Origin of the sequence: Acinetobacter sp. ACNIH3, assembly GCF_002918965.1 — a bacterium.
Taxonomy (GTDB): domain Bacteria; phylum Pseudomonadota; class Gammaproteobacteria; order Pseudomonadales; family Moraxellaceae; genus Acinetobacter; species Acinetobacter schindleri.
The window spans coordinates 1-17,879 of sequence record NZ_PQLP01000051.1 but is presented as its reverse complement, the minus strand read 5'-3'; the positions used below and the strand labels follow the sequence as shown (position 1 = coordinate 17,879).

Sequence of the window (17,879 nt, the reverse complement as noted above, 5' to 3'; positions counted from 1 at the left end):
GCGAGGCTTTAGGAGAAGCTGCAACTTCTCCAAAAAGCTTGAAAATCATTTCAAAGCCTTTGATTTAGTGTTCTTTTATATCAATAATGGATTCGTTTAATGCCAGCATACTTTTTGAAACACCACCCAATATTAAAGCTTCTAGCTCAGCATTGATTTTAGTATTTGGCGATTTTAAGGGACATTTACTATGACTACTTAATCCATCAATACCTTGTTCAGAATATCGTTTCCACCACTTGCGTAAAGTTGGTCTAGAAATGCCACATCTCCGACAAACCAGGCCAGTATTATTGGTCTCTTCAAATAATTTAACCCATACGAGTCTTTGTTGAATTTCTCTGTTCATAGACACCCATTATATTGAAGTGATGTCTATGAATCACACAGATTATCATAAGGCTTTTGAAACTGTCGCACCTCATGTTTGAATTCACCCATTAACAGAGTGCGAATTAGTCCTTGATCATGTTTGACCACATTTCAAGGAATAGTGTCCAACTTTCGGTATGCAGATTATGGTGTGGGGTTCTCTTAAAGTTTAAACCTTATTATTTTACTTCAGTAATGCTGATTGGCTGATCTTTTACAAATTCAACAACCCCTTCACCACGTTTAAAGTGAATTGAAACTCCATTATTATTAGCTAAACGAATACCACTACCAGCAACTGTTTGCTTTAAACGATATACCATGCCTGAGTTATCAGTCATTAAAGCAGTTTCAAAGTTATCCGATGATTTCAGAAAAATTAATAAACCATTCGGACCAGAAAATTTAAGGACCTGCGTATCAGCTGAAGTATTGCTTGTAGCCTTATCTTGTAAAGTTTCAGTCTTTGGACTCGAAGTACACCCAGTCATTGCTAAAACTAACAAAGTTAAACTTAAAAAATATTTCATTTAACTACCTTTTTCATCTGTAAATCATAGGTGTATTTATACTAATTGTTATAATTTAACAATAAAACAAATATTGCTTTTTTTTACATAAAAAAGCAATAAATCGCATTTTGAACCTTACCGGATTTATCGGAGATTTTTTTATTTAAGTTAGGCCACCTGACCTAACGGATTAATCTTATCATAGTACATTGCTTCAAACTCAAAAGGCGATACATAACCCAGTGCACTGTGTACATGCTTTTTATTGAACCAATCTACCCAATTTAATGTCGCAAGTTGTACATCTGCTAAACTTTGCCAATCTGCTTTTAAATATTCAATCATCTCTGTTTTGTATAAGCCATTCACTGTTTCAGCCAAAGCATTATCGTATGAGTTCCCATTGTACCGATTGATGCTCGTAAATTTTCTGCTCCTAAACGATTGGTATAGCGAATCGAAAGATATTGCACACCCCTGTCGGAATGATGAATCACATTCCTTGGCATACCTCAATCGTGTAATGCTTGCTCAAGTGCATCGAGCACCATATCTGTATTCATACGTGTTGATACTTTCCATCCAACAATTGCTCGTGAGAACACATCAGTAATAAAGGCGGTATAGACCCAGCCTGAATTTGTTTGAATATACGTAAAGTCATTCACCTGAGATACCGTCTTGGTAATCAATCAATAATTGAACCGCTCTATCTCTGATTTCAGGGGTATATTTTACTTTTTTCATTGGAACACTACGCTTCGCTACGTCTTGCGAAGCAATGCTTCTCATCTCAGGAAAGTTGGTCTCCGACAAACCCGGTACGGTTCAGTCAGCTTATTTTATAACCAGATGTACTTGTCAATCATGATTCTTTTTCTCAATTGCCTTAAAAAAACAATCTTGCTATTTTTGACTTTTCACACCATTTTGTTCAACTTGTACTGCGGCTTGCCAGCTAGGTAGTTGGCTTAAACCTGCTACGTAACGTTGGATATGGGGATAGTTTTCACCTTGTCCCATATGATAAACTAAAGCATGTAGTCCAAAGCCCATCATAAAGTCAGCACCGGTTAAACGGTCTGCCACTAGAAATTCTTTATCTTTTAAATATTCATTTAAATGGCTAAATACTTTATCGAACTCAACTTGAGTATAATTTTCTAGAAATACCAACTTCGTACCCTGCTTGGTTTCAATCGCATTAAACGTTTTTAATAAAAATGGCAGCATGGCAGAGCTTTCTGAGAAATGAATCCACTGTAGATAATCGACATAGGTAGGTTCATCCATATCTGGTGCTAAATGCGGCGCAAGTTTCTGAATTAATAACTCAACGATCGCACCCGACTCTGCAATAATTTTGCCATCCCATTCCAATACTGGAGATTTCCCTAAAGGGTGAATGGTTTTTAAAGAGTCAGGGGCCAAATGCGTGCTTGAGTCACGATAATAGCGTTTCAGCTCATAGGGCTGCTTGATTTCTTCAAGTAACCACAAAATGCGAAAAGAACGTGATTGATCTAAATGATGTAGTGTGATCATGATAATTCCTATTTTTTTAAATTTTTACAACCACTTTGCCAAAGTTTTCGCCTTTCAACATACCATTGAAAGCATTGATCGTGTTATCTAAACCTTGCACCATATGCTCTTTATATTTGATTTTTCCGTCTTTCAACCATTCAGACATTTGCTGATAGAATTCCGGATACTGACTGCCATAATCATCAAAAATAATAAAGCCTTGCATGCGAATACGCTTTTTTAAAAGGGTGGAAATAAAGCCCGGTAAACGGTCTGGCCCTTGTGCTTGCTCGGTAGCGTTATACTGGGAAACCACACCACACACCGGTACACGTGCCGCAGAGTTAAGCAATGGCCATACCGCATCAAACACTTTACCCCCGACATTCTCATAATAAATATCAATACCGTTGGGAGCTGCTTGTTGTAATTGTTCTGCAAAATTTTCATCATGATGATTGATACAAGCATCGAAGCCGAGTTCTTCTACAGCATAACGGCATTTTTCAGGCCCACCTGCGATGCCAACCACGCGACAACCTTTAAGTTTGCCAATCTGTCCAACCGTAGCACCAACAGGTCCCGTTGCAGCTGCAACGACTAAAGTTTCACCGGCTTTAGGCTGACCAATGTCCAACAGCCCCATATAAGCAGTAAATCCTGGCATTCCCAAAATACCCAATGCCCAAGATGGATGTTCAGGTTGCATACCTAAGCTTTGACATGCAGTCCCATTAGAAATTGCGTAGCCCTGCCAGCCATTTCCTGAAAGAACCCACTCGCCTTCTTTGAATTTTGGGTTTTTAGAGGCCACCACTTGACTGACTGTTCCACCGACCATCACTTCACCAATTTCAACCGGTGCTGCATATGAAGGAGCATCACTCATGCGACCACGCATATAAGGATCGAGTGACAAGTAAATGGTTTTTAACAATATCTCGCCTTGTTTAAGTTCATTGAGCTCAACTTGCTCAATACGAAAATCGCTGTGTTTTGGCTCACCCACTGGCCGTTTAGCTAAAACGATGCGTTGATTAATAACTGTTTTCACACATATAACTCCATGTTTTATTTAGAAGTATTTCTCTTCACAATTAAAAATTAAGATTAAAATTTCTTTACATCCATTGTAGATGAGTTATAATAAAAAACAATACGACTGGTCTATTTTTTTACAATAGAGTAAATAATTAATATGAAGCCTACTCCTATTAAAAAGTCTGAAGCGAAGCGCTTACACATTCTTAACACCAGTTCAGACCTGATTTTGCATAAAGGTTTTACCGGTGTAGGATTACAGGAAATTTTACAGAGCTGTGAGATCCCTAAAGGCTCGTTTTATCATTATTTCCAATCTAAGGAAGCTTTCGGATGTGAATTGGTACAGCATTATGTAGACAATTACCAAGTCCGTTTAAATGATGTATGGCGTAGTGATAAATCCCCTTATCAAAAGCTGATTGAGTATTTTAATTTATGGATAGAAGATCCTAAAACACAGTGTGGTTGGGCGGATAGCTGTTTAATTGTGAAACTTGCCGCAGAAGTTGCCGATCTATCCGAAGATATGCGCTCCATTATGTCCGCTGGCGTCGATGATGTAATCCAACGGATTGCTGCTTTAATTGATTTGGGTAAACAGGATCAATCTATCCAAGCAGATACCGAGGCCTCGACTTTGGCACAAGTACTTTACCAAATGTGGTTAGGTGCAGCATTACTGAGTAAGTTGCAAAAAGATAAAACACCATTACATCAAGCTCTGAGAGCAACTAAATTTCTATTAAAAGGTGAAGATTCATAAAAATTAAATTAAATATCAATTACATAATTAATAATAGCAGTCCAATGATTACTTATTAATGTGTTGCTATTAGATCAATTAACAATCTATGAGTATAGCGCACAATGAATTCTCCTCCTAAAGCCCTCATGACTCGTATTTTAGTCGGATATTTAGGCTTATATCCCACACTATTACTGGTACTCACTTTATTAAAGCCAATTACTGAGCATCAAAGTTTCCCGATGATGGTGTTGATTGAAGTCATAGTATTAGTGCCAGTAACGCAACTGATTTCTTTCCCACTGGCAGGTTGGCTCATTACACAGCTAAAAAATTTTAAGAATTTGTTTTAAGAAGAAGTTATGCTGGCAACAGCAATCCTAAGTTCTTATTTTGCCAACCACAAAGGTTGGCAAAATAACTCACTTAGTCGAGATTAATCTGCGTAAGCTGGATAATCAATATAGCCTTTTTCCGCCCCACCATACATAGTACTTGCATCTACTGCATTCAATGGCCAACCATTGGCGATGCGATCGGGTAAATCTGGATTCGCAATAAATGGGCGTCCAAATGCAATTAAATCGGCCAGCCCTGCCTCTAAAATTCGAGTCCCTCTTTCTGCCGTATATCGACCTGCATAAATAATCCGACCACTGAAAGTGTCTCTGACATCTCTACGAAAATCATGAGGAAGTTCTGGTGCATTATCCCAATCAGCTTCTGCAATCGATAAATAGGCAATCCCAACTTCTTCAAGTATTTTTATGGCTTCAATATAAGTCACATGTGGATCATCTTCAACCAACCCCATGTAAACACGATCTTCCTCTGTACTTTCAAATAGCGGGGCAAAACGCACTCCTAAACGATCTGCACCAACCACCTCAGCAACTGCCTCTACTACTTCACGTAAAAAACGCAAACGATTGTTTAGTGATCCACCATATTCATCTTCACGGTGGTTACTATGTGCAGAGATAAATTGATTCACCAAATAACCATTTGCACAATGAATTTCAACCCCATCAAAACCAGCAGCCAAGGCATTGCGTGCTGCTTGAGCATAGAGTTGCACTAATTCTTTAACTTCTGCATTGCTTAAAGCACGTGGCATTGAAGGATCAGCCAAGGCACCTGCATTGGGCCCGGTCTCAATAAAGACTTTAACATTACTATCAGCCCTAATAGCCGAGGGCGCGACCGGTGATGCATGATTGGGTTGCAAAGATGTATGTGAAACACGCCCAACATGCCAAAGTTGTGCAAAAATAATGCCTCCTTTAGCATGCACTGCTTCCGTCACTTTACGCCATCCAGCAATCTGTTCAGAGCTGTAAATACCGGGTGTCCAAGCATAGCCTTGACCACGTGGCTCGATTTGCGTACCTTCGGTGACCATAAATCCTGCACCGGTACGCTGTTGATAATAGGTTGCCATCAGTTCATTTGGAATATTCCCTGGCTGAGTACTGCGCGACCGCGTTAATGGTGGCAATACAATACGGTTTTGCAAAACATAAGGGCCTAAGCTTAAGTTTTGAAATAGTTTGCTGTCTTTCATTTCATTGTATCCAAGTCATCATGACTTAATTGATCTAAATTAAAAAAATACCCTTCCTTCCTGTATATAGAAAAAATAAAGGAAGGAAAGCTATTAACTCAGGCCCTTCACCATTAAGGGAGGGTTATTTTGCTTATTGCGCCAGTTGCTCAGAGTCAGAAGTTTATTCACTGCTAAGCACCACAACAGACACTAGCTACTCTTTATTTCAACAATTGAAGTAATGCTGAGGCAGTTGCAGCAGAAGATGCTGGATTTTGTCCAGTAACCAGCAAGCCATCTACTTGAACATGTACTTGCCAATCATCAACTTTAGAATAATGACCACCGTTTTGTTTAAGCATGTCTTCGACTAAAAATGGTACAATTTCAGTCAAACCTACAGCGGCCTCCTCAGTATTGGTGAAACCAGTCACTAATTTACCGCTAACTAAGGGCGCTCCATTACTCGCTTTCACATGACGAAGAACACCCGGGGCATGACACACTGCTGCAACAGGTTTGCCAGACTGAATCGCCTGTTCAATCAGAGAAATTGAAATCGGATCTTCTGCTAAATCCCACAATGGGCCATGCCCGCCTGGATAAAACACTGCATCATAATCAGCTACAGAAATTTCGCTAAGTTTATGTGTCTGTGCCAATGCTTGCATTGCAGTTGGATCTGCTTCAAAACGATGAGTGGTTTCAGTTTGAGCATCGGCTAAATTACTTTTCGGATCTAGTGGTGGCTGCCCACCTTGAGGCGACGCCAGCGTAACTTCAGCACCAGAGTCAATAAAGGTGTAATACGGTGCAGCAAGTTCTTCTAGCCAGAAACCTGTTTTCTTACCAGTATTGCCAAGTTGATCATGTGAAGTTAAAACGATTAAAATTTTCATGTTATTTCTCCGATAATTTTCATGATTGAGGAGCATTGTTACAGGGTCAGAGCATGCCAGATACGCGCATTTAGCTTAGATGCTCATCTCGAGAATTTGGCGACTGATCTCTAATGAAACATTTTTATGTTCGCCTAGCTGTGTAAGATTATGTGATTTAAGTTGCGTAATGATGATCTCAATATCTGTCTCCCCCAGTCCATAATCGCTAAGACGAGTCGGCAATCCAAGTTGCTCAAAGAAGGCTCGAGTACGAGCAATAGCAGTATCAATACGTTGTTCTTCATCACCTTCGACAATCTGCCAGACACGAGCTGCATACTGTAGTAATTTTTCTCGCTTCTCTTGACGACGCACTTGTAGATTGGACGGCAACACAATGGCCAAGGTACGAGCATGATCAATACCATATAAAGCCGTGAGCTCATGTCCAATCAAATGGGTTGACCAATCTTGTGGTACACCAGCTCCAATTAGCCCATTCAGTGCCATGCTAGCAGCCCACATCAAATTCGCACGCGTGTCATAATCTGCTGAATCTTCCAAGATTTTCGATCCAATCTCAATCAAAGTTTGCAATAGACCTTCGGCAAAACGATCTTGTACGTGTGCATTCACAGGGTGAGTTAAGTACTGTTCCATGACATGAATAAATGCATCGACCACGCCATTAGCCAACTGGCGCGTCGGCAAGCTAAAAGTTTTATTCGGATCAAGTACGGAAAATTGCGGAAAAACATAGGGACTGCTAAATGACAATTTGGCTTGGGTCGATTTTCTGGTTACTACCCCACCGCTATTCATTTCTGAACCAGTTGCCGGAAGGGTGAGTACACTCGCAAAAGGCAAAGCTTGGGTAATTTTATTACCATGGGTTTCTAAAATCTCACATGTATCCCCTGTATAATTGACTGCTGCTGCAATAAATTTAGTACCGTCGATTACCGATCCACCACCGACAGCCATCAAGAAATCAATCTTTTGTTCACGAATCAGCTCTACAGCTTTCATGAGGGTTTCATAACTCGGATTCGGCTCAATTCCGCCAAATTCATGAATTTCTCTTGCACCTAATGCTTCACGCACTTCAGCTAAAGTACCATTCTTACGTGCACTTTCACCACCAAACAACATTAATACTTTTGCTTCTGTAGGCACATAGTCATTGATTTTAGCTATTGTATCGCCACCAAAAATAATGCGGGTCGGATTATAAAAGTTAAAATTCAGCATATTTTTATCCTAGAATGATCAGTTAATTGATTTGAAAAACCACCGTTATTCATCAAATAAACTTTTAAAAAATCGGACAACACTACGGCTTTTGCCTACACCATGTGCTAACTATACATAAAAATAGACCAGTCGTCTATTTTTATAAAAATTATTTCAGCTTGCAACTTTAGTGATGGTTAAACAAATTCAGGCTTGTTCTATACCGCTTTTATTATTGATGTATTTTCACGAGCGATTGTTGGATGAAAGGTATCAACACGTATGACTACTGACATGGTTGTGAACGCATTGGCTGAAACAGTGAATGGCTCATACAAAATAGCAATGATTAAATATTTTAAAAGCAGATTGGCACGGTTTAGCAGATGTACAAATGTGACAGTAAATTAGATAGATTGGTTCAATATAAAGCATGTAAATAGTTGCATTCGTTTATTTACCCTGTTTTGGATATTGACCCATGTAAATGATGAGATTAAGCCAATAAATAAAGTAGCCCAACTTGAATAAAAAGCCTATGACAAACCTCAAAGCGTTAAAGTGCTGCCTTTCATTCAAAATTTCAGACAGCACCCTCATACATTTAAGCATCGGTTTAAGCTGGTAGTTTACTCGCCAAAACATCTACTTTTTCAATAGATGGTGGCTCTGAAAATAGCTCTTCGGCCTGAGCCATCAAAGCAGCTGCAACCTTGCCAGATAAATGCGCTTGGCGACCCGCCTCATCAGGAAATGCATCAAAAATACCAAATGTTGTAGGTCCAAGACGTAGGCCAAACCACGCAACTGTCGCAGGTTCTTCCATGACAATAGGTAAACCGGCTTTAAGAAAAGCTTCCACTTCGTCTTCTTTACCCGGTTTAGCTTCAAGACGGACATATAAAGCTGTTTTAAGCATGACTAAAACTCCATAATTGATTATAATTCAAACTGATTCTGACATTGCTAATGTATGCATGTCAGAAAGTTTTGTTGTATAAAAGTTAAAAAAATTCCCATAGCTGAGCCAAAATTTAGGTTTTTATTTCGACATAATGCTATGAATTTATTCAAGTTAATATCATTAACATTTGAATCAAAAAATCAAGATATGAGATGATTAAATTCAATCTTATTTATATAAGGATCAATTGACTCTACCTTAGATTTATAAGCTGACCTCTTCATCTGGAAATTATATTGCTCAAGAAGCATTCAAGAACAATATTGTACATCCTCATATCTATGAAAGTTATTTAGCTAGGAATTTGCTGTGAAACTCTATATGTTTCTCTATAAAGCTCGCAATAAAGTAATAGCTATGGTCATACCCTTCTCTTAGGTTAAGTGTCAGAGGATATTCTTGTTCCAAACAAATATCACTAAGAAGCTTAGGCCTTAACTGTTCTTCAAGAAAATCATCAGCTGTTCCTTGATCGACTAAAATAGGTAAATGAACTTCAGCGTTTTTGATTAATTCAATCGCATCATAGCTTTTCCATAAAGTTTCGGTTTCACCTAGGTAGTGTGTAAAAGCCTTTTTCCCCCAAGGTACTTGGCTAGGTGCAACAATTGGTGCAAAAGCAGAAATACTTTTATACAGCTCAGGATTTTTTAATCCAATTACTAATGCACCATGACCACCCATGCTATGACCCATAATACTTTGGACTTGATTGGTCGGAAAATTCAGGTCAATCAGATTTCTGAGCTCTTCCACAATATAATCATACATTTTGAAATGCTGCGACCAGGGTGCTTGTGTTGCATTCACATAGAATCCTGCGCCTTGGCCTAAATCATAATCTGCATGATCTGGTACATCCTCTCCACGTGGGCTGGTATCTGGTGCAACAATAATGACTTTATGTTCAGCCGCATACTTTTGTGCTCCGGCTTTAGTAATAAAGTTCTGTTCGTTGCAAGTCAATCCTGATAACCAATATAACACTGGCAACCGCTCATCTTTGTCATGAGGTGGCAGATATATTGAGAATTTCATTGAACAGTTTAATGCTATTGACTGATGGCGATACACTTCTTGCGATCCACCAAAAGAAGCATGTTTCTCAATTATTTCCATAATCAATTACCTATGTTGAGCAAGACTTCATGAGAAATCGAGTAAACAAAGAGTCTGACATTCTCCACAGAGAATACTGATAAAGATTTAAAATGTAGGTAGGTTTGTTGAACCTATACATGATGGATACATAGATAGATCTGTTTTACAGATGATGTGCCGTTTTAGAGGATTCCATGCATGTCATTCATGATTCACATGCATGGAAAAGTATAAGGTCTGACGGAATTATTCGTAATGAATTACAGTACGAATTGACTTACCTTCATGCATTAGATCAAAGGCTTCATTGATCTGATCCAAGCCCATCGTATGTGTCACAAATGGTTCTAATTGAATTTTACCTTTCATGGCATCTTCAACCATTCCTGGAAGTTGCGTACGACCTTTTACCCCACCAAAGGCAGAACCTAGCCATTTACGACCAGTAACCAGTTGGAATGGACGGGTAGAGATTTCCTGACCTGCGCCAGCTACACCAATAATTACGGATTGTCCCCAGCCACGGTGTGCACTTTCAAGGGCTGCACGCATCACATTCACGTTACCAATACATTCAAATGAATGATCTACACCCCAGCCAGTCATTTCGACAATGACTTGCTGGATTGGTTTATCGTAATCTTTAGGGTTCAAGAAGTCCGTTGCACCAAACTCTTTTGCCAGCGCAAATTTATCTGGATTCATGTCAACCACAATAATACGCCCTGCTTTAGCTTGACGTGCGGCTTGTACGACTGCCAGACCAATACCACCTAAACCAAAGACCGCAACACTATCACCTTCTTGTACTTTAGCCGTGTTATGTACTGCACCGATACCCGTTGTTACCCCACAACCCAGTAAGCAGACATGTTCGTGATTGGCTTCAGGATTGATTTTAGCCAATGATACTTCTGCCACTACAGTGTATTCACTGAACGTTGAGCAGCCCATATAGTGGTAAATCGGTTGACCATTGTAGGAAAAACGAGTGGTACCATCTGGCATTACGCCTCTACCTTGAGTTTCGCGAACGGAAATACACAAGTTCGATTTTCCAGATTTACAGAATACGCACTCGCCACATTCAGCAGTGTAAAGTGGAATAACATGATCACCTGGTTTGACGCTAGTCACGCCTTCACCAACCTCAACTACAACACCAGCACCTTCATGCCCGAGAATAGCCGGAAAAACACCTTCAGGATCATCGCCAGACAAAGTAAATGCATCTGTATGACACACACCGGTATGGGAGATCTTAATTAATACTTCACCTTTCTTTGGTGGTGCAACATCAACTTCAACAATTTGAAGAGGTTGACCAGGACCAAACGCAACAGCAGCACGTGACTTCATGGAATAATTCCTTATACAGATCTATTTTAAATATGATTTTAGAATCTTGGCGATTTCAGCCAATTCTTCTTTTCGTTGTTGTTCTGTGGTTTCACCTGATACTAAAGTGTCCTTTAAATGAACCTCCAACATTTCATTCATCAAACCATTAATAGCACCACGCACAGAGCATATTTGTTGCAGAATTGCACCACATTCCACATTGTCTTCTAACGCTTTTTCAATCGCTTGCGTCTGACCTTTGATCTTTCTGACGCGTAGAAGAATCTTTTTTTTGTCTTCAACCTGATTAGGCATCAGACCTCCTTATTTGCTAGCATTAATACTATAGTACCCCATAGTATAAAAAAAGCAATAATTTTTATAAATCGAAAATTAAAAAGATCTTTAGCGAAAATTTTCTATCCCTGTTTTTAGTTTTTTTAAATTAACATCATAGAGCTTATGCGAAAGTCACAAAAAAAATGGGACTTTTAGCTCCCATTTTTTATTTTGTCTCATGTTCTTTGTAATGCTGTGACCTTTTAGAATTATGTTTCAAATTTTAGCCACTTTGTAGATATTTTGAACGTTTCAAGCCTTGAAAATACTACCGACAGTTTAGATTAAACTGCCTTTACAGACTGTACTAGAATATTTTTAGTGAGCGGATGATATTTATTATTCATTATTTAGGAATTATTAAATCCTATAAATATCATTTATTGGATTATTTTACTTTGATACTGTGCACATCATCCCCCAGTTAAGAATAAGGAACAATTATGAATAAGATGATGAATGCTCTTATCCTAGAAAATTTTGGTGATCATGAATTTAAACGTGTAGAACTCCCTATACCTCAACCAGAGGCTGGGCAAGTTCTAGTACGTATTCATGCTAGTGGTGTAAACCCTATTGATTATAAAATTCGTCTTGGTGAAGCACCATATGCTATGCCAGAGCTTCCTGCCGTGTTGGGAACGGATATGGCTGGGGTTGTAACTGCTGTTGGTGAAGGTGTCACCCACTTCAACGTCGGAGATGAAGTTTACGGTCTGATAGGTGGCGTTCGTGGTCTTCAAGGATCTTTAGCAGAATATGTTGTAGCAGATGCTGATTTGATCGCATTAAAGCCACGCAATATCTCTATGCGCGAGGCAGCAGTACTACCATTGACGTTCCTCACCGCTTGGGAAGGTTTAGTGGATAATGCGAAGGTCCAACCAGGGCAAACTGTACTGGTTCAGGGTGGTGCTGGTGGCGTTGGTTATATGGTTGTTCAGCTTGCAAAAGCACTTGATGCAAATGTTTGGGCGACTGGTCGTACAGCTGATCAATCACTGATTTCAGAACTCGGTGCAACACCTCTCGATTACACAACAGCATCTTCCGATGACATTATTGCTGCAAGCCCTGAGGGTCAAGGTTTTAACATTGTTTACGACACTGTGGGCGGTCCAGTACTCGAAGCTTCACTTTCCATGACAACTCACTATGGCCACATTACCAGCTGTGCTGCATTTGGTAATCATCATTTAGCGAGTTCATCCCTACGGTGTGCCACACTGTCTGGCGTATTCGTCCTATTGCCGATGTTAACAGGCAATCGCCGTTCTCATCATGGTGATGTCCTTAAGATCGCTACTCGTCTCGTTGAGGAAGGTAAACTGCGTCCTCTTGTTGATCCTCGTCATTTTACTCTAGACCAAGCGATTGAGGCTCATGATGCTGTTCAAGATCGTTCTGCCAATATTAAGGTAGTTATTGATGTCATTTAACGCACTTCAGGCCAAGCCTTGGCGCTTCAATTCTATTGGAGATACAGATGTTCTGACATTAGAAACACTTCCTGTGGCTTTACCAGCCGCAGGAGAAGTTCTAATCCAGATGAAAACGATCGGACTCAACCGGGCTGATGTAATGTTTCGGCGTGGTACTTATATTCAAAAGGCAGTATTCCCTTCTCGTCTGGGATATGAGGGAGCAGGCATAGTTCTGGCGATAGGTGAAGGTGTACGCCAATTTTCTCCAGGAGATGCAGTATCGATTCTTCCGACTGACAATCTAGCCAAATATGGGACATATGCGGACAAGCTTCTGATTCCAGAAACTTTTTTAGTTCACAAACCCGATAGTTTAAGTTGGGAAGAAGCTTCTTCAATCTGGATGCAGTATTTGACGGCTTGGGGTGGTGTAATCCATGCTGGTGGAGTTTCGAAAGGAAAAACGATCTTGATCACAGCAGCTTCAAGTAGTGTAGGACTAGCTGCGATACAGATAGCTGAAGCAGCGGGTGCTAAGGTCATTGCAAGTACACAAACGATAGAGAAAAAGCAACGTTTACTGGATTTCGGTGTTAAAAATGTTATAGCCAGTGAAGATGAACCAGATTTGTATGAGGCGCTTGTTTCACGTTTGGGTGGAGAATATCTTGATGTCGCCTTCGATGCTGTAGGAGGGCCACATATTGAACAGATTGCAAAAGCGATGTCTGTGGGAGGAACTATGGTTATGCATGGTGCACTTAGCCCGGAGATCACACCATTTCCCCTTAAAGTTGCATTACGCAAGAGCTTAACCATGCGAGGTTTTTTGTTCCTAGAGGTTCTCCATGACCCTGTTCTAAGGGAGCAAGCCAGACGATTTATTCTTAGCAGTATAGGTGCAGGGTATCTTCGTCCAGTGATCGACTGTTGCTTTAACTTTGAGGACATGCATGACGCTCAGCGCTATCTTGAATCAAATCAGCAAATAGGAAAAATTGTAGTTACTCTGAATACATGATGGTCTTATCGGATTTCTACTTTCTAGAAAAAAGGTTAGTTCCATCTGATTCAGGTTTCTATATGGCCCAGCACTTCCGCTAAGTAATCAAACAATGCTCGGATTCGCAAAGGTGTCGGGCCCCGCTGTGGACGATATAAATACAGGCGCCAAACGGGAGAGGTTTCCTCATGAAGTATCTGAATGAGCTTACCACTCCTAAGCCACGGCAAAACTAGAAATCCAGGCATGTGTCCGAATCCGACTCCAGCGAGAATAGCTTGAAATTCAGCTTCAAGATCATCTGTAATAAAACGAGGCTTTGATGGCGTAAAGCTTCGACTTTCGGTGAATGTCCATGGCCAGTAACGCCCTGTTTTATGATCGACTAGGGCTGTTAGAGGGTATTTATCAAGGTCAATAATTTTTTTGGGCATTCCAACCTTATCAATTAACTCTGGCGTACCCACAGAATAAAAGTTCACTTTAGCCAATTCCCTTGCCACATATCGATTGTCCGGCAAAAATCCAAATCTGATCCCGATATCTATCCGCTCATCGATCACATCCGAGTGTGAATCTGTTAGCACACAATTCACGACAATATCTGGATAACGTGTGGCAAATTCTGCTAGTGCAGGTACTACCAATTTACGCCCTAACACAGACGATACAGTAAGACGGACAGTCCCACGTATTTCATCTCGTTTTTCCTTGGTGTCTTTTACAAACAAAGCATCAATCGATCCCACCGCAAAACGTGCTTGCTTTGCCAGACGCTCTCCATCAGCGGTAATTTTAATTTGTCGAGTACTCCTGTAAAACAGAATCTCTCCGCGCTGCTCTTCTAGCTCTTTTATTGCCCGTGTCACTACCTGTGGGGAAATACCCAGCTGAGTTGCTGCCTCTTTAAAATTTCGAGACTCTGCTGCGACACAAAAGATACGCATCATTTCCAATTTGTTATGCATGTCCAATCCTGTGTTATGGTAATTATTCCGTAAATAGGAATTCTGAAAGATAATATTATTCATTTATTATACCTAACAAGGCTGTAATACTTAATCCATCAAATATGATTGACAGATAGGTTGAAGGTTACTTGTATGAATAATATAGAAAATAAAGTTATTGTTATCACAGGTGCAAGTAGTGGTTTAGGTGAAGCTACTGCTCGCTTACTTGCTAAAAAAGGTGCAAAGGTTGTACTTGGTGCTAGACGTACTGAAAAATTAGAGGCTATTGTTCACGATATTCGTGCTGAAGGTGGTCAAGCTGAATTTATTGGTATGGATATAACCAAACCACATGAAGTACAAGCACTTATTGAAAAGGCATTAAGCGCATTTGGTCAAATCGATGTATTGGTAAACAATGCTGGATTAATGTCTATTGCACCATTAAGTGAGCTAAAAGTTGATGAATGGGATCGTATGATCGACATTAATATTAAAGGTGTTCTTTATGGTATAGCAGCTACTCTACCTGTTTTCCAAAAACAAAACTTTGGACACTTTATTAATCTCGCATCTGTTGCAGGGTTAAAAGTATTTAGTCCAGGAGGTACTGTTTATAGCGGTACTAAGTTTGCTGTAAGAGCCATCTCTGAAGGACTTCGTCATGAAGTTGGGGGAACAATTAGAACGACGACTATTGAGCCTGGTGCAGTTGAGTCAGAACTAAAATTTGGTTCTTCTCATAAAGAAAGTTCAGAGTTCGTTACGGATTTCTACAAACAAGCCATACCAGCTGACTCAGTCGCTCGAGCAATTGCTTATGCAATTGAACAGCCTGCGGATGTAGATATTAATGAAATTGTTTTGCGCCCAACGAGCCAAGAGTTTTAATTATTGAATAACAAAAAATGGGAGCACTTCGCTTCCATTTTTACTATATTTTTTTAAAGTTGTGGACAAATCTATGAAAGCCGTATCGTATGTTATAAATAACCATGATGATTTTAAAAATTCATTGGTAGATATTGAAAAAGCGAAGCCTACGCTTAAGGAACGTGATGTACTGGTAAAAGTTCAGGCAATCTCTGTGAATCCAGTTGATACTAAAGTGAGAAAAAATTCGTCTGAAGCAAATAATCGTATTTTAGGTTGGGATGCCGTTGGGGAAATTATTGAAGTTGGCTCAAAAGTTACCTCGTTTAAAGTAGGAGATTCTGTTTGGTATGCTGGCGATTTAACCCGAGATGGTAGTAATGCTGAGTTTCAAGCAGTCGATGAACGAATTATCAGTCTTAAACCAATTACAGTATCTAATGCAGAAGCAGCAGCATTGCCATTAACTGCAATAACGGCATGGGAAATGCTGTTTGATCGGTTTCAAATTTCAGAAACAGAAGTTGGCAGTATTTTAATTATTGGTGGTGCAGGTGGTGTAGGATCAATCGCTATCCAACTCCTAAAAGCAAAAACAAATCTGACCGTTATAGCAACAGCTTCACGGGAAGAAACGAAATCTTGGGTGGAATCACTTGGTGCCGACCATGTCATTGATCATAGCAAAGATTTAAATGCACAAATCGAGACACTAGGCATTGAAAAACCAAAATATGTATTCTCTACAAATCATACAGAAACCTATATCAAGCAAATAGTTTCTCTGATTGCACCACAAGGCAAGCTTGGATTGATCGATGATCCACAAACATTTGATATTATGCCATTTAAGACTAAATCTATTTCTATCCATTGGGAGTTGATGTTCACCCGTTCAATGTATGAAACCGATGATATTGAAAAGCAAGGTAATCTATTGCAACAGGTTGCCCAATTAGTTGACCAGCAAAAAATTAGAAGTACCCTCAACCAAAATCTAGGCAAAATTAACGCTGCAAACTTGGAGAAGGCGCATAAGTTGCTTGAATCAGGTAAGTCAAAAGGCAAAATTGTACTAGAAAACTTCTAAAACAAATTCAAGGTGAAATAATGACTATTTCAGTAATTGCGAACTTTAAGGCAAAGTCAGATCAAAAAGAGACGTTAGAAGCGCTTTTAAAAAGTGTAATAGAGCCTACGCTTCACGAAGAAGGATGCTTGAAATATGAGCTTTATATTAGCGAAAATGACTCGAGTAGATATTTCTTCTTAGAAGAATGGCGTAGCAGGGAGGATTTAGATATCCATATAGCGTCTGATTATATTCAAAGTTTATTTGGTAATATCCAATCGCTAATTGAATCAAGTGATATTGTAGAAATCAAAAAAATATAGCTGTATTCGGACGTTATGATGAAGTATTCTTCAAATTAACATAGGGACTTAGAAAGCTAACAAAAAATGGGAGCTATAAGCTCCTATTTTTTACGATTTTTTAATTTTTTAGTAGTAACTTAGGCTTCAGCAAATTATGCCCCTGAGGGGAGCCACCAATACCCTGCATTTTGACAACAATGTCATCGTTTAGAGGCAGCAAATTTACGAGCATCAGTCGGTACGACTGGTGATTCATATGATATTGCTTTGGCTGAAACGGTGAATGGCTTATACAAAACAGAGGTGATTGAATATTTAAAAGCAGATTGGCAAGGTTTAGCAGATGTACAACTTGCGACATTAAATTGGGTAGATTGGTTCAACAAAAAGCGTGTACACGGTGCACTGGGTTATGTATCGCCTTTTGATTTTGAAGCAATGTACTATGATAAGATTAACCCGTTAGGTCAGGTGGCCTAACTTCAATAAAAAGTCTCCGACAAACCCGGTACGGTTCAGCGTCCGCTGAACACACCTTATGAATTCGTCCTATAAGCCTTAATTTAGTCCCCACTTAAAAACAAGTGGGGACTAAAATTTATGACTACAAATCACCAGACATCCATCGCATCTCTTGCGAAAAA

General features: G+C 39.6%; 19 protein-coding genes and 5 pseudogenes. 10 read left to right on the top strand and 14 right to left on the bottom strand.

The window, feature by feature from the left end; genetic code table 11:
- Positions 1-100 (top strand): annotated as a pseudogene (locus C3420_RS14515) (IS1 family transposase); the annotation flags it as partial.
- A gap of 27 nt (positions 101-127) precedes the next feature.
- Here the strand turns inward: C3420_RS14515 and C3420_RS14510 are convergent.
- The 6 genes and pseudogenes from C3420_RS14510 to C3420_RS14490 form a co-directional block, all read right to left on the bottom strand.
- Positions 128-349 (bottom strand): annotated as a pseudogene (locus C3420_RS14510) (helix-turn-helix domain-containing protein); the annotation flags it as partial.
- Positions 350-551: 202 nt separating this feature from the next.
- Complete coding sequence (locus C3420_RS14505) at positions 552-902, bottom strand: hypothetical protein (protein WP_004281821.1); 351 nt, start codon at positions 900-902, stop codon at positions 552-554.
- Between the two features lie 150 nt (positions 903-1,052).
- Positions 1,053-1,552 (bottom strand): annotated as a pseudogene (locus C3420_RS14500) (IS3 family transposase); the annotation flags it as partial.
- Positions 1,545-1,676 (bottom strand): hypothetical protein, encoded by a 132-nt coding sequence (locus C3420_RS17815; RefSeq protein WP_265734832.1) that lies wholly within the window; start codon positions 1,674-1,676, stop codon positions 1,545-1,547. The pseudogene C3420_RS14500 and the gene C3420_RS17815, both read right to left, overlap by 8 nt.
- 114 nt (positions 1,677-1,790) lie before the next feature.
- Entirely contained in the window at positions 1,791-2,429 is a 639-nt protein-coding gene (locus C3420_RS14495; protein WP_103800936.1) for a glutathione S-transferase family protein, read from the bottom strand.
- 16 nt (positions 2,430-2,445) lie between these two features.
- On the bottom strand, positions 2,446-3,465 hold the full coding sequence (locus C3420_RS14490) for an NADP-dependent oxidoreductase (protein WP_103800937.1): 1,020 nt from the start codon (positions 3,463-3,465) through the stop codon (positions 2,446-2,448).
- Positions 3,466-3,609: 144 nt separating this feature from the next.
- Here C3420_RS14490 and C3420_RS14485 point away from each other — a divergent pair, with 144 nt between their 5' ends.
- Both C3420_RS14485 and C3420_RS14480 read left to right on the top strand, forming a co-directional pair.
- Positions 3,610-4,218, top strand: a complete 609-nt coding sequence (locus C3420_RS14485; protein WP_103800938.1) for a TetR/AcrR family transcriptional regulator — start codon at positions 3,610-3,612, stop codon at positions 4,216-4,218.
- 104 nt (positions 4,219-4,322) lie between these two features.
- The gene (locus tag C3420_RS14480) at positions 4,323-4,553 is read left to right on the top strand and encodes a hypothetical protein (protein WP_001087955.1); all 231 of its coding nucleotides are present in this window, start codon (positions 4,323-4,325) and stop codon (positions 4,551-4,553) included.
- 83 nt (positions 4,554-4,636) lie between these two features.
- On the opposite strand, the gene C3420_RS14475 is transcribed toward C3420_RS14480, so the two are convergent.
- The 3 genes from C3420_RS14475 to C3420_RS14465 all read right to left on the bottom strand — a co-directional run bounded on the left by C3420_RS14475 (position 4,637) and on the right by C3420_RS14465 (position 7,878).
- On the bottom strand, positions 4,637-5,764 hold the full coding sequence (locus C3420_RS14475; protein WP_103800939.1) for an alkene reductase: 1,128 nt from the start codon (positions 5,762-5,764) through the stop codon (positions 4,637-4,639).
- A 203-nt stretch (positions 5,765-5,967) separates the two neighbouring features.
- A complete protein-coding gene (locus tag C3420_RS14470) occupies positions 5,968-6,645 on the bottom strand; it encodes a type 1 glutamine amidotransferase domain-containing protein (protein WP_004647734.1) in 678 nt (225 codons plus the stop codon).
- A 75-nt stretch (positions 6,646-6,720) separates the two neighbouring features.
- Positions 6,721-7,878 carry an iron-containing alcohol dehydrogenase gene (locus C3420_RS14465; protein ID WP_103800940.1) on the bottom strand — a complete coding sequence of 386 codons (1,158 nt, stop codon included), beginning with the start codon at positions 7,876-7,878 and terminating at the stop codon, positions 6,721-6,723.
- Positions 7,879-8,061: 183 nt separating this feature from the next.
- Between C3420_RS14465 and C3420_RS17935 the strand changes: the two are divergent.
- Positions 8,062-8,391: pseudogene (locus C3420_RS17935) on the top strand (IS3 family transposase); the annotation flags it as partial.
- An 85-nt stretch (positions 8,392-8,476) separates the two neighbouring features.
- Here C3420_RS17935 and C3420_RS14455 read toward each other — a convergent pair.
- The 4 genes from C3420_RS14455 to C3420_RS14440 all read right to left on the bottom strand — a co-directional run bounded on the left by C3420_RS14455 (position 8,477) and on the right by C3420_RS14440 (position 11,581).
- Positions 8,477-8,779: a putative quinol monooxygenase gene (locus C3420_RS14455; protein WP_000920558.1), complete on the bottom strand. Its 303-nt coding sequence runs from the start codon at positions 8,777-8,779 to the stop codon at positions 8,477-8,479.
- A gap of 333 nt (positions 8,780-9,112) precedes the next feature.
- Positions 9,113-9,943, bottom strand: a complete 831-nt coding sequence (gene fghA, locus C3420_RS14450) for an S-formylglutathione hydrolase (protein ID WP_000402510.1) — start codon at positions 9,941-9,943, stop codon at positions 9,113-9,115.
- A gap of 228 nt (positions 9,944-10,171) precedes the next feature.
- Positions 10,172-11,284: an S-(hydroxymethyl)glutathione dehydrogenase/class III alcohol dehydrogenase gene (locus C3420_RS14445; RefSeq protein WP_000842149.1), complete on the bottom strand. Its 1,113-nt coding sequence runs from the start codon at positions 11,282-11,284 to the stop codon at positions 10,172-10,174.
- Positions 11,285-11,305: 21 nt separating this feature from the next.
- Complete coding sequence (locus C3420_RS14440; protein ID WP_001133624.1) at positions 11,306-11,581, bottom strand: metal/formaldehyde-sensitive transcriptional repressor; 276 nt, start codon at positions 11,579-11,581, stop codon at positions 11,306-11,308.
- A gap of 467 nt (positions 11,582-12,048) precedes the next feature.
- Between C3420_RS14440 and C3420_RS14435 the strand changes: the two genes are divergently transcribed.
- Positions 12,049-13,044, top strand: a complete 996-nt coding sequence (locus tag C3420_RS14435; protein WP_103800993.1) for a zinc-dependent alcohol dehydrogenase family protein — start codon at positions 12,049-12,051, stop codon at positions 13,042-13,044.
- Positions 13,034-14,050: a zinc-dependent alcohol dehydrogenase family protein gene (locus tag C3420_RS14430; RefSeq protein WP_103800994.1), complete on the top strand. Its 1,017-nt coding sequence runs from the start codon at positions 13,034-13,036 to the stop codon at positions 14,048-14,050. The genes C3420_RS14435 and C3420_RS14430 overlap by 11 nt, the downstream gene beginning before the upstream one ends.
- 50 nt (positions 14,051-14,100) lie before the next feature.
- Here the strand turns inward: C3420_RS14430 and C3420_RS14425 are convergent, their stop codons facing one another.
- Entirely contained in the window at positions 14,101-15,000 is a 900-nt protein-coding gene (locus tag C3420_RS14425) for a LysR family transcriptional regulator (RefSeq protein ID WP_004799256.1), read from the bottom strand.
- Positions 15,001-15,135: 135 nt separating this feature from the next.
- On the opposite strand from C3420_RS14425, the gene C3420_RS14420 reads away from it, so the two are divergent.
- The 4 genes and pseudogenes from C3420_RS14420 to C3420_RS14405 form a co-directional block, all read left to right on the top strand.
- Complete coding sequence (locus C3420_RS14420; protein ID WP_005093669.1) at positions 15,136-15,876, top strand: SDR family oxidoreductase; 741 nt, start codon at positions 15,136-15,138, stop codon at positions 15,874-15,876.
- Between the two features lie 73 nt (positions 15,877-15,949).
- On the top strand, positions 15,950-16,948 hold the full coding sequence (locus tag C3420_RS14415) for a zinc-binding alcohol dehydrogenase family protein (RefSeq protein ID WP_103800995.1): 999 nt from the start codon (positions 15,950-15,952) through the stop codon (positions 16,946-16,948).
- A gap of 20 nt (positions 16,949-16,968) precedes the next feature.
- Positions 16,969-17,253 carry a putative quinol monooxygenase gene (locus C3420_RS14410; protein WP_004281848.1) on the top strand — a complete coding sequence of 95 codons (285 nt, stop codon included), beginning with the start codon at positions 16,969-16,971 and terminating at the stop codon, positions 17,251-17,253.
- Between the two features lie 183 nt (positions 17,254-17,436).
- Positions 17,437-17,715, top strand: a pseudogene (locus C3420_RS14405) (integrase core domain-containing protein); the annotation flags it as partial.
- Between the last annotated feature and the right edge of the window lie 164 nt (positions 17,716-17,879).